Consider the following 13718-nt stretch of genomic DNA (forward strand, 5'->3'; position numbering starts at 1 on the left):
GGTTGAAATGTCTATCAACCTACTTAAATTATTTTGAGAAAACCTCAGATTTCTACCACCTCAACATAAAGATTTCACTTCCTTCTTTCATCAATGCAATGATCAGCCAAACAAGAAAAATCAATGGGATCATGATGGACCAAAACAATGTTTTCGCTTCGTCTTTTAGGTGCATGAACTCCATCATAATGTAGCCGGCCTTAACAAGTGTAAGACCAATAAAAATGGAATAAAGCAAAATCCCTCTTGGCATCGTAAATGCAAAAACAAATTCTATTGCAGTCACAAACAGCAGAATACCTGCAATTTTCCAAATCTTCTTGATTTTTGCATTGTCTCTCGGTTGAACTTCGAGCGTGGTTTGATTTTCCTGTAAAGACATATCTTCAGTTTTAAGTTTGATCAAATAAGGTAGAAAAAGGTAAAGACGAATACCCATACCAGATCCACAAAGTGCCAGTACAATCCGATTTTCTCAATCATTTCGTAATGGCCTCTTCTTTCGTAGACACCCACTGCAGCTTGGTAAAAGGCTATGAAGAGCAAAACCACTCCAATGGTTACGTGGAAGCCGTGAAATCCAGTTATAAAGAAAAACAGTTGGGCAAAAGCTGCGGGTCCGTATTCATTTACCGTCAAGTTGGCTCCAAAAACCGTTTCCGTAACCAGCCTCGCATTTTCATTGACATAGGTCAAAAGAGAACCACCTGGCGTGCCATGGATAAAGTGACCCCATTCCCAAGCCTGACAGCTGAGGAAGGTAATGCCTCCCAGAAGGGTCCAAAGCATCCATTTTACCACATCGTTCCTGTCATATCTATGTCCTGCCTCTACAGCCAACACCATGGTAACGGAACTCATGATCAAAATAAAAGTCATGATACCTACAAACAACAAAGGAATATGGGCTCCATGAAAAAAAGGAATGGCATCGAAAACCATCTCAGGAACAGGCCAATATTCATTGGAACCAATAAACTTGTCTGAAGGGCCTGCATAAGCCGGATAGCTCATCCTTATAGCTGCATAAGTAATCAAAAACGCCGCAAAGGTGAAAATATCGGATAGCAAAAAGAACCACATCATCAATTTGCCATAACTGGCTTTGAGTGGCTCATTTCCTCCACCCCATACGCCTCTTTTTGAGCTGGTGGCAATTGCAGTTGTTGTAGCTGACATATAGTTTGTAATTAACCTTTATACTTAATGATTTAACAACAAGAATATAAACAAATATACCCACAAACCTCCCAAGAAATGCCAAAAAGTGGCACCCATTTCCATTACGGTCATGGATTGGGAATGAATTTTATATCTAAAGGACGAAATTAATATAATAATTAGAAATATCACACCACTTATCAGGTGGATTGCGTGCAAACCTGTAAAAACGTACAAAAACGACCCTGCAGGATTCCCAACAAAATATACATCTCTGTCCACCAAAGCCACCCAGCTGTACCATTGGGTAACCAGAAATGTGATCCCCAACAGCGTGGTAATGGACAAGGCAAGCTTAAGCTGATCCAGTTGATCATTTTTTGCACTGGTATAGGCCCAATGAAGGGTAAGGCTACTGAGCAGGATTACTCCGGAACTGTACCAGAAAATTTCGGGCAAATCAAATTCAAGCCAATTCCCCTCAGATTGTCTGACAATGTAAGCACTTGTCAATGCAGCAAAAATCATCACCACACTCACTATAAACAGCCAAAGTGCAAATTTCTTTGGATGCATGGAGATGGGTTGTTCTGCCCCTTCGGTATAAGCTAATTTTTCTTCCATTTCAATTGTAAACCCTTATTGTACTTTGTCCAGCAAATACGCAATCTGCACTATAGGCAGATACAAGAATGATCCAAACATGATTTTCATGGCTGATTTTTTGGAGCAATCTTTCATCAAAGAAAAAGTCTGCGCCAAAAACAATACCCCACAAATGGTCGCTACGATCCCGGAATTGAGTCCGGTCAGGCCAAAATAGCTTGGTAAAAGCCCTAATGGTAACAAAAACAAAGTATAAATCATGATCTGAAAAGCGGTATTTAGATCCTTACCACCACCGCTGGGTAATAATTTAAAACCGGCTCTTTTGTAATCGTCATCGCTTACCCAAGCAATAGCCCAAAAATGGGGAAACTGCCAAATGAATTGTATTCCAAAAATGATCAAAGCCTCATAGGATATTGATCCAGTGGCTGCTGTCCAACCCAATAATGGAGGCATAGCTCCTGGAATGGCTCCTACAAATACGGCGATAGGTCCTACTCTTTTCAAAGGGGTATAAACGAACACGTATAAAATCATGCTTAGAATACCCAGACCAGTGGTCAAAGGGTTGGTAAAGAGCCAAAGTATGGCAATTCCCAATACCGCAATCAAAACAGTGAACCGATACGCTGAAGACAACGAAATTACTTTCATCGGGAGGGGTCGGTTTTCCGTCCTCTTCATCAATTTGTCATATTCCCGTTCAAGGATTTCGTTGGCTGCACCAGAAGCACCGCTGATTAAAAATCCTCCAATAATCAAAGCCATAAAAGTACCCCATGAAAATACAATTCCACTATCTCCTAATATAAATCCGAATGCTGCAGAAAAGGTCACCAATGCTGAAAGCCTAAATTTGATCAGATCATAGTAAGCTTTTAGCTTGACTTGAAGGGATTGTGAAGGATTAATTTCTGAAATGTTGATAATATCCATGGCGTATTTTTAAGCAATCACTTTTTCTAATTTCATCTGATCGCGGAGGATCATCAATATAACAAATTGGTTTCCTATGATTAAGGTTCCTAATAAAAGGTGAATAGGCTGCAAAAATGGTGGAATTCCAAAATATGCCATGCCCACACCGGTAAATATTTCAAGAAAGATAATCAACAACAGAACCTGCGACCACTTCAATATACTCGAGTTTCGAAGGCTATATTGGTAGACTTTATAAAGAAACCAAACATGGATTCCAAGTAAAATCAATGAATAAGACCTATGGATCAAGAATGGAATACCCAGATTTTCTACCCAAGTAGACCTAAACATATTTCCAAACTGGAAAGCTACTGTATCGACTGCCTCTCTTACTTGAGTACCCATAACGATCTGGACCAACATCAGCACCATACTTATTGTAAGAAGATAGAAAAGGTTGCTTGGATTTCTAGTTTTGATTTTAAGTGGATAAATCAAGTAATAGGCTCTATAATGAATGTAGAGTAGGAGGCAAACCAACATCAAGGCCAAAAGCATATGAAAGGTGATCATCCACGGCAGAAGGTTGGTTGAAACCACAATAGATCCTATCCAACCTTGGAAAATAACCAATACCACACTGGCGAAAGAAAGGATGGTGAGGTATTTGTCTGACTTCCAAAGTTTGAGGCTATAAAGGAATGTTCCTATGATCAACAGCCCAATGACAGCACCAATAAGGCGGTTAATGTATTCGATCCAGGTTTTTGACGCATTGAATTCCTCCTCGATCAGAATAGACTTGTCATTTTTTAATTGTTCAGCCTTCTTTGTAAAACCAATTGAGGATAGCGTAGCTGCAAACTTTTCGTTCTTTTCTACCCTTTTGTTTACATATAGGTTTTGATAATCGGGGGGGAGCTGATCCACGCTCGTAGGTGGGATCCAGCTTCCGAAGCATTTGGGCCAATCTGGACAGCCCATCCCTGCACCGGCACTTCGGACAACGCCACCGATAAGGATAAGGAAATAAACGGCTATCACAGTGATCAAACTAATCCTGCGAAAGCCGATTACTTGTTTATTTTTCTTTGACCTCATTTGCTACCAAAACCTCCCCTTCTTCCTTCATGATTTCTTTTTCAAGTTTCACAAGCTCCTGCTCATGGGGAAGATTGGACTCAGGAGTGGAAGACAACGGAATAGTTTGAGGAATAAAGTCTTCTTTAGCCCCAGGCTTAGAATAGTCATATGGCCATCTGTAAACCGTAGGAATTTCCCCAGGCCAGTTGCCGTGCTTGGGATGCAATGGAGTGGTCCATTCCAAGGTGTTCGATCTCCATGGGTTCAAAGAGGCCACTCTACCCCTGTACATGCTGTAAAAGAAATTGAAGATGAATATAAACTGAGCCACGAAGGTGATTATGGCAGCAGCTGATACAAACATATTCAAATCTGTATACATGTTTGAGAATTCAAAATTGGTCCAACTGTAATATCTTCGAGGGAAACCAGCTATTCCAATGTAGTGCATCGGGAAGAAGACCATGTAGACTCCAATAAAGGTCAACCAGAAATGGATATAGCCTAACCTAGCATCCATCATCCTTCCAAACATTTTAGGGAACCAATGGTAAACCCCGGCCAACAGTCCAAAGAAAGCAGCAGATCCCATCACCAAGTGAAAGTGGGCTACTACGAAATAGGTATCGTGCAACTGAATATCAATGGCAGAATTACCTAAGTGAATTCCAGTCAAACCACCGGATATAAAGAAAGAAACCAGTCCTATGGAAAAAAGCATGGCTGGGGTAAAGATAAGATTACCCCTCCATAAGGTAGTTAGGTAGTTAAATACTTTAACAGCAGAAGGAACAGCAATAATCAAGGTTAGGAACATAAAGATAGAACCCAAAAACGGATTCAATCCAGACACAAACATATGGTGCGCCCATACCACAAAAGAGAGTACTGTGATACCAAGAAGCGAAATGATCATGGCCTGATAACCGAAAATCGGCTTTCTCGCATTGGTCGCGATTACCTCGGAGGTAATACCTAATGCCGGCAACAATACTATATATACCTCTGGATGTCCTAAAAACCAGAATAGATGTTGATAAAGTACTGCACTACCTCCTGTATTTGGCAAAGCCTCTCCTGCTATATATATATCAGCCAGATAAAAACTGGTGCCGAAACTCCTGTCAAAAACAAGCAATAAAGCCGCTGCAAATAAAACAGGGAAGGACAACAAACCAATGACTGCCGTAAGAAAGAACGCCCAAATGGTCAGAGGAAGTCTGGAAAAAGACATTCCTTTAGTCCTAAGATTAATTACGGTAGTTATATAATTGATACCTCCCAAAAGCGAGGAAACGATAAAGAAAGTCATAGAGACCAGCCATAGCGTCATCCCGAGTCCGGAACCCGGAATGGCTTGTTCCAATGCGGAAAGCGGCGGATACACTACCCAACCTCCGCCTGCAGGGCCATTTTCCAAAAAGAGGGAGACAAACATGATCACACTGGACAAGAAGAAAAACCAGTAAGAGAGCATGTTCATAAATCCAGAGGCCATATCCCTGGCACCAATTTGCAGGGGAATCAAGAAATTTGAAAAGGTTCCACTCAAGCCTGCGGTTAGCACGAAGAAAACCATGATGGTACCGTGCATGGTAACCAATGCAAGGTAGAAATTGGGGTCAAGTTTTCCAGCTTCATCAATCCAACCTCCCATAATTGGCCTGAGGAAAGACAAATCCATATCAGGGAATCCCAATTGAAGCCTAAAAACAATCGATAAGAATCCACCGATTAATGCCCAAAAGATCCCTGATACCAGAAACTGCTTGCCGATCATCTTGTGATCGGTACTGAAAATATATTTTGTAATAAAGCTATCGTGGTGTTCATGATCATCGTGACCATGGCTGACCGCACCGTGAGAAGTAATACTAGCTTCTGCCATAATTTGAATAGTTAATAATCTTTATTTTTTATTTTCGCTGATCTGGATTTCAGCCAACTCTTTTAGCTCAGCTGGTAAATCTGCGATCAGATCAGGATTTTGTTCTATAAATGGCCTTTGTTCGGCTAACCATGACTGGTATTCAGCAGGTTCTACTACCTTGATTACCCGCCTCATCGAATTGTGGCCCCTACCGCAAATTTCGGTACAAGCAATTTCATATTCGAATTCTTCATTACCTACTTCTGCTCTCATTTCATCCGTAGTTTTATTTGCTACGAACCAAAAACGGGTGGGCATACCAGGCACTGCATCCATTTTTAACCTAAAATGTGGGGCAAAAACAGAATGAAGGACATCTCTAGCCCTTATTTTAAATAGGACCGGCTCTCCTTTGGGAATGACCACCACTGGCGATGAAAAATCATCAAAAGCATTTTTATCAGTAAAGTCCACTCCATGGGAGTTACTTGCATTAATCAGTCTGTAATCAAAATCTCCCAATACATTATCTTTCCCTGCATACCTTATGTCCCAAGCAAACTGATACCCCATGATTTCCACCACATGAGCATTTTCAGGCGCAGGTGAGGTGATATCTGTCCAAGCTTTCCATCCTGAGACGATCAAAATTGTCAAAACCAATGCTGGTACTGCAGTCCAGATTACTTCAAGTTTGTTGTTGTGAGGGAAGAAGTCAGCACGCTTATTTTCTTTGTATTGATATCTGTAAGGAAATATAAATAATAATAAATGCGTGGCAATGAACACAATCCCAGTTACCAAAGTGGTAATCCAAAACAACCTGTCTGTGACTATTCCATGGTCAGAGGCGATAGGGAGTTGATAATTTTCATACTCCTTAAAGGAATACCAAAAGAACAAAAAGCCGGCGGCCACCAAGAAGAGAAGGAACATGATCGCATTGATTTTGTTACTTCCAGAGGCTATTTTTTTGTCAGAGCCTTTAACCACTGACACCAAGGTTTGTATCCTGTAGACCATCCAGATGATGGATACGAGCAACAAAACTCCAACTGCTATTAGAAATCCGTACATAATTTTATTCTTTTCGGATAATTGTTAAATGTGATGATGATAACTTTCTTCCAGCAAGGGATGATTTTTGGCAATTAGATTTCTCTTAGACAGGTTACTCAACACCACAAATGCAACTGCTGAACCAAACACCAAAAGCATTCCAAACTCAATCAAGCCGAAGCCACCGTTTTGACCCAAGGTGCCAGGCTGAACCATCAGGAAGAAATCAAACCAATGGCCCAAGATAATCAGCGAACACACTACCTTAAGAAAGATCGCATGCCTCTTAGCATCTCTGGTCATTAGAACAAGGAATGGAAGGAAGAAGTTTAAAACTAGATTTACAAAAACGAACGGACTGTACACATCACTTTGTAGCCTTTCTACAAAATAGAAAGTCTCTTCAGGGATGTTTGCATAATAGATCAACAGAAACTGTGAAAACCATATATAAGTCCAGAAAATCGAGAAAGCAAAAACAAATTTACCTAAGTCATGAATATGGTTTTCGTTGACCATTTCAAGGTAACCCCTTTCCTTTAGAAATACTGTCACTAAAGTGAAGGCCGCTAGTCCAGCGACAAACCAAGAGGCAAAAACATACCAGCCGAACATTGTAGAAAACCAGTGTGTATCAATAGATAGCACCCAATCCCATGCGGAAACTGATGAAGATACGGCAAAGAAAACCAAAAATATGGCTGACCATTTCCTCAAGGTGTAATAGTAGCCTGTTCCTCCTTGAATGTCTTCCTCGTAGGATAGTGTTCTCAGTTTGTTGAAGAAAAATCCCCATATAGCGAAGAAGGCAACCATTCTGAAGATAAAGAAAATAGGAAAAGACCCATTCTCTAAAGGCCAATAAAAATACCCACCTTTTCCATCAATGATTTTATCGTATTCAGCTCCTCCTTTATCAAACAAACTTGAATGAGTCCAATGGAAAAGATCATGATTGAACAAGAAAAACGTCACAATCATCAATACAGCTGCAAATGGAAGCCAATAGCCAAAGGATAAGAAAATTCTTATCAGCCCAGCAGACCATCCTGCTTGGGCGGCATACTGTATGGCAAAGAAGAACACACCTATAATTGCGATTCCAGTGAAATAGACATTATTGATCCACAGGTTTGCAAACACCCTATGGTACCAATGAAAGGCGTGACCTGCTTCATCTCCATTGGCATGGTCATGACCTCCCAATGCAGCAGCGATCATTCCAATGATTAGAATAACTGCCCCAATGCCTAAAACGGTAAAGATGGTTTTTTTAAGTCCTGCAGTAAACTCGAACTTTTGATCCAGTTTATATTGTGTAGTGCTGTGAGCCATGATTATTGAGCCTGTATTTCTTGTTTGACAAAATGAACAATTTTCCAGATATTTTCCTGCGTAATTTGTGAGCCATGAGCTCCCATACGGCCTTTACCTTTCATAATTACATGAAATATATGTCCTTCAGGTAGATTGATGTATGCTCCACCTTTGAGGTTGGCGACACCACCAATAACTTCTCCGGCTTTTCCGTCTCCTTCACCACCTGCTCCATGGCAAGTAGAACAATATTGCTGATAAAGCACCCTGCCTTCTGCAAGTAATTCATCATCAACTTCGAAAGGACTGGTTCTATTGGCAGCTTCCTCCAATTCAAATGCTTTTAATCGGTAAGGTAACATGCCTTCTTTATTTCGTGGAACTGTATTCGGTACAGGCTCCCTCATGTTCATCCTGTTCGGGTTGTTGATATTGCTATTGAAAAATTCGCCTTTTTCATCTTCCCTGCTTGACAACCATGTTCCCTCTTCTTCATCAACAATTTGTGTTAAAGGTTCATAGGGTACAGAATTGTACATTTGAGGTGCATATTCATATCCGGGATGATCCCCGGATGCACTGCAGGATAACAATCCAAGGGAAAGTCCTACAAGCATTAAATAAACTATTGAATGTCTGATTTTCATGACTTTCATTTTCCTAAACAAAACTTTTTTTATTCACTTCAGAAGCATAGGCATTCTTGAGTACATCTGATATTTTTTCTTCACCTAAAGCCGCATTGGCTGCCAGATCTATTGCTATCACATGCTTGTCATCAGTAATCCGGATATCAAATATTCTTGGTTGTGACCAAGGCTTAAGGTTACTTGTAATCAAAAATACACCAACCATTCCAAATGCTGCAAGTAATACGGTCATTTCAAATGTTACTGGAATAAAGGATGGGACAGCAGCGTGGTCCTTTCCTCCAATGATCATAGGCCAGTCAAATTTCATCATGTAAAATTGCATGATAAGAGCCAGTGAAGTCCCCAGCAATCCAAACATAAAAGCTGCAATAGGAAGCCTGCTTCTTCGATAACCCAATACCTCATCTAAGCCATGTACTGGAAAGGGGGAATAGACTTCATGGATTTTGACGCCGCTTTTTCTAATTTTAACCACTGCATCCATTAGGACATCCTCATCTTCATATACTCCGAGGATAAAATTTTTATCTCTTTCCATGTGCTTATTTTTTGATTTTAACAGAGGATGATTTTACAATTGATTTGACTTCGAACATGTTGATTACCGGGAAGAACTTCGCAAACAGGAAGAAAAGGGTAAAGAACAAGCCAAAAGTAAAGAGATAAACCCCAACATCTGAAATGGTTGGATAGAACATCACCCAAGACGAAGGTAAGAAGTCTCTATGAAGAGAGGTAACGATGATAACAAAACGCTCAAACCACATCCCGATATTTACAACCAAGGACAATAGGAAAGTGGCGACAATCGAAGTCCTGATTTTCTTGAACCAAAACAATTGAGGAGATATCACATTACAAGTCATCATAGACCAATAAGCCCACCAGTACGGCCCAAACATTCTGTTGATAAAGGCATACTGTTCCGCAGCAACGCCTGAATACCATGCCATAAAAAATTCTGTGATATAAGCTATACCTACTATAGAACCGGTAATAATAATAACGATATTCATTAATTCAATGTGGCCAATAGTGATGTAATCTTCCAGGTGGAAAACTTTCCTGGTTACGATCATCAAAGTCAATACCATGGCAAATCCCGAGAATATAGCCCCTGCCACGAAATATGGAGGAAAGATAGTGGTATGCCATCCTGGAATGACTGAGGTAGCAAAGTCAAAAGATACAATGGTGTGCACGGAAAGTACCAGAGGTGTGGCCAAGCCGGCAAGAATCAAAGCTACTGATTCATACCTCATCCATGTTTTTGCGGCTCCATCCCAGCCAAAGCTTAAGGCGCCATAAATGGTTTTCCTCAAACCAGTAGCCCGGTCTCTAATGGTAGCGAAATCGGGAATAAGACCAATGTACCAGAAAACAAGAGAAACAGAGAAGTAGGTAGAGATAGCAAACACGTCCCAAAGTAGTGGGGAATTGAAATTCACCCACAAAGAGCCGAAAGTGTTGGGTAAAGGCAGTGCCCAATAGAACCCTAACCAAGGCCTGCCCATGTGGATGACAGGAAACATTGCCGCACAAATTACAGCAAAAATTGTCATCGCTTCTGCTGCCCTGTTGATAGCCATTCTCCATTTTTGCCTGAAAAGCAAAAGCACCGCGGAAATCAGTGTTCCAGCGTGACCAATACCCACCCACCAGACAAAGTTGGTAATGTCCCAAGCCCAACCGACGGTTTTATTAAGCCCCCACATTCCGATGCCTTCCCATAGGGTTGCAGCCAAAGCCAAAAAACCAAGGAGAAGGACACCAACTGAAACCAAAAAAGCCAACAACCAAGCCAGACTTGGCTTGCCTTCGACTTGTCTGGAAATATCATGAGTGACATCTTTCAGGGTTTTACCACCGGTAATCAGCGGTTCACGTACGGATGAAGTAACCTGCATAGTTTATAAAATTTTTATTACGCTTCTGATTTATCCTTATTTCTGATTTTTGTAAAATACCATACATTGGGACTTACGTTTAGGTATTCTATGACGTGGTAAGCCCTTTCTTCATTGACTTCTTTAGTCGCAGAAGTGGTGTTTTCTTCTATTTTAAGCATGTTGGTGATCTTGCTGTCTGGATCATTCATGTCTCCAAATACTATGGCATCTGTAGGACAGGCTACCGCACAGGCTACATTGATTTCGCCGTCTTTTATTTTTCTTCTCTCTCTTTTGGCTGTCAATTTACCTGCTTGAATTCTCTGAACACACATGGAGCATTTTTCAATGACTCCTCTTGCTCTAACCGTAACATCAGGATTCAATACCATTTTGCCAAGATCATCATTTTGAGCCACATTCACAGCCGAAAAATCTTTATTGTCATGGTATTTGAACCAATTGAATCTCCTTACTTTATAAGGACAGTTGTTGGCACAGTATCGAGTACCAATACATCTGTTATAAGTCATTTGATTTAATCCTTCAGAAGAATGGGTAGTCGCGGCGACAGGACACACTGTTTCGCAAGGCGCATTATTACAGTGTTGACACATCATAGGCTGAAAGGTCACCTGAGGATTGTCCGCGGCTATTTCCAGCTCCTTAGCACTTGAGGCGCCTTCAGCTGAACTGTAATAACGGTCTATCCTTATCCAAGCCATTTCTCTTCGGTTAAGCACTTCTTGCTTTCCTACTACAGCCACATTGTTCTCCACTTGACATGCAACGGAACATGCACTGCAACCAATACAGGAGTTCATGTCTATGGCAAGTCCCCAGTGATGCTGACTATAGTGATGTCCTTTCCATAGAGAAATCTTGGATGGCTTTACAAATTTTCCGTCTGTATAGATTTCAGGATGGTATCTTCCTGCTGATGGATTCTCCTTGTATTCCGGTAAAGTTGCCTCTTGAATCACATATTCCCTATCCATAAAAGTCTGATGGGTCTGCGTTTGGGCAATTCTGTAGGAATCTGCCGTTATTTCAATGCTAACTCCCTCAGTAATGTCATAATTGACAAATCCTTTTGAAATGTCAAGTAAACTATAGGCATTCACACCTACTCCATTTCCCACCTTTCCGGCCTTAGTTCTACCGTAACCAAGTGCCAAACCTACAGTTCCTTCAGCTTGACCAGGCTGTACCAAAACCGGTAAAGTCAAAGTCTTGCCTCCAACTGTAATTTGGGCCATTTTGGTGCTACCCTCAGACATTCTAAGGTTGTTTTCACTTGCCCATTTTTGGGAAACGGTAAGGTAATTATCCCATGTAGCTTTGGTTATGGGATCGGAGAGTTCTTGAAGCCATGGATTATTGGCAAAAGTACCATTGCCAATACCTATTTTTTGATAGATAACCAATTCGGTACCTTCCGATTGTGCTTTATATTGGTTGCTGATGGCTGAAGCAGCACCAGAAAGTCCCTGACCTCCTGAAATGGATTCTTCTTCAACTTCTTCAGCAACTGCGTACACCCCATTGTACAATGCCTGATCCCAGAAATCTTGGAAACCAGCAATTTCGGTTTGATTCTCAAACATTTCGGCTTTCCATCCGTCCTGAATGAATTCATAATAACCTTTTTCATTACCAGCCCATTTCAAAAAGGATTCCTGTGCCTGTCTGGTATCAAATAGCTTTGATATCACCGGTTGGGATAAACTGTATTCCCCTTTCCTTGGATTAAAATCATTCCATGACTCAAGATAATGGTGATCAGGGGCTACAAACTGAACCAAGGAGGCCGTCTCATTCATGGTCTCATTGGTGGAAACAGAAACCTTGGCTTTGCTGATAGAAGCAGCTATCTCTTCTCCTTTCGGATGGTCATAGACAGGATTACAATTATAGAAAATCACTCCGCCTACTCTTCCAGCACTAAGGTCAGCCACAAATTGATTCATTTTGGCATCATCCCCTTTTCTGAAGTAAGAAGGTTTGGAAAGATTGATGGTTTGACCCGTGTTGCCCAACAAATCATTGATGGCATTGATGACTACTTGAACATTTGGGTCATTGGAACCGGATACGACTATCGATTTACCTCTGCTGGCCCAAAGTTCATTGGCTGCCTTCTCAAGGTGTGGAATATCAATGTTTGTACTACCCGCAGCCGAAGCGCCAGCCTTTCTGGCTACAAAATTATACAATGCCAAAACGGCCAAACCTGATTGAGAAGCTTTAATTGGAGTTCTATAGTCCGCATTAGCTCCTGTTAAAGATAGGTTTGACTCAAACTGGAAATGCCTGGACATTTCAGGCCTGTCTTTGGAGATTTTGCGACCTTGGCTGTACTGTTTGGCAAATTCAATGGGTGAAATCCAAGTACCCAGAAAATCAGCCCCGAAGCTGACAATCACATTTGCTTTGTCAAAATGATAGGTTGGCAATACGGACTGGCCAAAAAACGTTTCATTGGCTTTCAGAATCCCATATTGAGAAATAGGATCATAGGTGATAACTTCCGCACCGGTACTTTCGACCAAAGCTGTTATCGCCTTCTCTGTAGAGGGAGATAGAATGGTGTTGGTGACAATTTTTACATTTCCGGCAGACCGCAGTTTAGAGGAGACCTCATTGTCAAGCGTGGACCAGTCTGTCCTTTCTCCGTTGATATAAGGTCCTGCTAATCTTTGTTTGTCATACAATGTCAATACCGATGCTTCCACAATGGCATTGACACCACCTTTGGTGATGGGGGATAAAGTATTGCCCTCAATTTTAATGGGTCTGCCTTCTCTGGTCTTTACTACAATGGAAGCATAGTCACCTCCACTGGCAAAGGTCGTTGCATAGTAATTTGGAATGGAAGGATTGATGTCAACAGGTTTGTTGACATAAGGTATGGCTTTCCTTATTGGTGCTTCACAGGCGGCCAAAGAAGCTGCTGCAATACTGAAACCCATCATTTTTAAAAAATCCCTTCTAGAGGCGCTTCCATCAGTGTTTTGATTGATCGGCAAATAGTCAGGAAATTCCTTATCCGCATTTTTTATGAATTCAGGATCGTTGGTTAACTGCTCCAATCCCTTCCAATAGGTCTTTTTGTTTTCCTTCATTTTATATTAAAGAAAAGAATGTTCTTAAAAG

At 41.1% G+C, this 13718-nt stretch carries 12 protein-coding genes; all 12 read right to left on the reverse strand.

All coding sequences use genetic code 11. The features are described from left to right. Nucleotides 1–52 precede the first annotated feature (52 nt). Genes H1A14_RS15005 through H1A14_RS15060 form a run of 12 tightly spaced genes read right to left on the reverse strand, consistent with a single transcriptional unit; the run spans nt 53 to nt 13687 of the window. Nucleotides 53–382 carry a cytochrome C oxidase subunit IV family protein gene (locus H1A14_RS15005; protein ID WP_194777095.1) on the reverse strand — a complete coding sequence of 110 codons (330 nt, stop codon included), beginning with the start codon at nt 380–382 and terminating at the stop codon, nt 53–55. 20 nt (nt 383–402) lie between these two features. Further along, nucleotides 403–1179 carry a cytochrome c oxidase subunit 3 gene (locus H1A14_RS15010; RefSeq protein WP_194777096.1) on the reverse strand — a complete coding sequence of 259 codons (777 nt, stop codon included), beginning with the start codon at nt 1177–1179 and terminating at the stop codon, nt 403–405. A gap of 24 nt (nt 1180–1203) precedes the next feature. Further along, a complete protein-coding gene (locus H1A14_RS15015) occupies nt 1204–1785 on the reverse strand; it encodes a cytochrome c oxidase subunit 3 (protein WP_194777097.1) in 582 nt (193 codons plus the stop codon). A gap of 15 nt (nt 1786–1800) precedes the next feature. Next, on the reverse strand, nt 1801–2706 hold the full coding sequence (gene cyoE, locus H1A14_RS15020; RefSeq protein ID WP_194777098.1) for a heme o synthase: 906 nt from the start codon (nt 2704–2706) through the stop codon (nt 1801–1803). A gap of 9 nt (nt 2707–2715) precedes the next feature. Beyond that, complete coding sequence (locus H1A14_RS15025; protein ID WP_194777099.1) at nt 2716–3792, reverse strand: COX15/CtaA family protein; 1077 nt, start codon at nt 3790–3792, stop codon at nt 2716–2718. Beyond that, the gene (locus tag H1A14_RS15030) at nt 3773–5662 is read right to left on the reverse strand and encodes a cytochrome c oxidase subunit I (protein ID WP_194777100.1); all 1890 of its coding nucleotides are present in this window, start codon (nt 5660–5662) and stop codon (nt 3773–3775) included. Before H1A14_RS15030 ends, H1A14_RS15025 begins: the two co-directional genes overlap by 20 nt. Nucleotides 5663–5683: 21 nt before the next feature. Continuing rightward, on the reverse strand, nt 5684–6721 hold the full coding sequence (locus H1A14_RS15035; protein ID WP_194777101.1) for a cytochrome c oxidase subunit II: 1038 nt from the start codon (nt 6719–6721) through the stop codon (nt 5684–5686). Between the two features lie 24 nt (nt 6722–6745). Then, nucleotides 6746–8038 carry a quinol:cytochrome C oxidoreductase gene (locus tag H1A14_RS15040; RefSeq protein WP_194777102.1) on the reverse strand — a complete coding sequence of 431 codons (1293 nt, stop codon included), beginning with the start codon at nt 8036–8038 and terminating at the stop codon, nt 6746–6748. A 2-nt stretch (nt 8039–8040) separates the two neighbouring features. Then, on the reverse strand, nt 8041–8667 hold the full coding sequence (locus H1A14_RS15045) for a c-type cytochrome (protein WP_194777103.1): 627 nt from the start codon (nt 8665–8667) through the stop codon (nt 8041–8043). A gap of 13 nt (nt 8668–8680) precedes the next feature. After that, the gene (locus H1A14_RS15050; RefSeq protein ID WP_194777104.1) at nt 8681–9211 is read right to left on the reverse strand and encodes a DUF3341 domain-containing protein; all 531 of its coding nucleotides are present in this window, start codon (nt 9209–9211) and stop codon (nt 8681–8683) included. Nucleotides 9212–9215: 4 nt separating this feature from the next. Further along, nucleotides 9216–10580, reverse strand: a complete 1365-nt coding sequence (gene nrfD / locus H1A14_RS15055; protein WP_194777105.1) for an NrfD/PsrC family molybdoenzyme membrane anchor subunit — start codon at nt 10578–10580, stop codon at nt 9216–9218. A 17-nt stretch (nt 10581–10597) separates the two neighbouring features. Continuing rightward, nucleotides 10598–13687, reverse strand: coding sequence for a TAT-variant-translocated molybdopterin oxidoreductase (locus H1A14_RS15060; RefSeq protein WP_194777106.1), 3090 nt, complete (start codon nt 13685–13687; stop codon nt 10598–10600). Nucleotides 13688–13718 lie beyond the last annotated feature (31 nt).

Origin of the sequence: Pararhodonellum marinum (genome assembly GCF_015354735.1) — a bacterium.
Taxonomy (GTDB): Bacteria; Bacteroidota; Bacteroidia; order Cytophagales; family Cyclobacteriaceae; genus Pararhodonellum; species Pararhodonellum marinum.

What these genes read in the sequence shown, in the direction of transcription:
- H1A14_RS15005 (WP_194777095.1), bottom strand. Translation starts at nt 382, where the DNA reads ATGTCTTTACAGGAAAATCAAACCACGCTCGAAGTTCAACCGAGAGAC.
- H1A14_RS15010 (WP_194777096.1), bottom strand. Translation starts at nt 1,179, where the DNA reads ATGTCAGCTACAACAACTGCAATTGCCACCAGCTCAAAAAGAGGCGTA.
- H1A14_RS15015 (WP_194777097.1), bottom strand. Translation starts at nt 1,785, where the DNA reads ATGGAAGAAAAATTAGCTTATACCGAAGGGGCAGAACAACCCATCTCC.
- cyoE (WP_194777098.1), bottom strand. Translation starts at nt 2,706, where the DNA reads ATGGATATTATCAACATTTCAGAAATTAATCCTTCACAATCCCTTCAA.
- H1A14_RS15025 (WP_194777099.1), bottom strand. Translation starts at nt 3,792, where the DNA reads ATGAGGTCAAAGAAAAATAAACAAGTAATCGGCTTTCGCAGGATTAGT.
- H1A14_RS15030 (WP_194777100.1), bottom strand. Translation starts at nt 5,662, where the DNA reads ATGGCAGAAGCTAGTATTACTTCTCACGGTGCGGTCAGCCATGGTCAC.
- H1A14_RS15035 (WP_194777101.1), bottom strand. Translation starts at nt 6,721, where the DNA reads ATGTACGGATTTCTAATAGCAGTTGGAGTTTTGTTGCTCGTATCCATC.
- H1A14_RS15040 (WP_194777102.1), bottom strand. Translation starts at nt 8,038, where the DNA reads ATGGCTCACAGCACTACACAATATAAACTGGATCAAAAGTTCGAGTTT.
- H1A14_RS15045 (WP_194777103.1), bottom strand. Translation starts at nt 8,667, where the DNA reads ATGAAAATCAGACATTCAATAGTTTATTTAATGCTTGTAGGACTTTCC.
- H1A14_RS15050 (WP_194777104.1), bottom strand. Translation starts at nt 9,211, where the DNA reads ATGGAAAGAGATAAAAATTTTATCCTCGGAGTATATGAAGATGAGGAT.
- nrfD (WP_194777105.1), bottom strand. Translation starts at nt 10,580, where the DNA reads ATGCAGGTTACTTCATCCGTACGTGAACCGCTGATTACCGGTGGTAAA.
- H1A14_RS15060 (WP_194777106.1), bottom strand. Translation starts at nt 13,687, where the DNA reads ATGAAGGAAAACAAAAAGACCTATTGGAAGGGATTGGAGCAGTTAACC.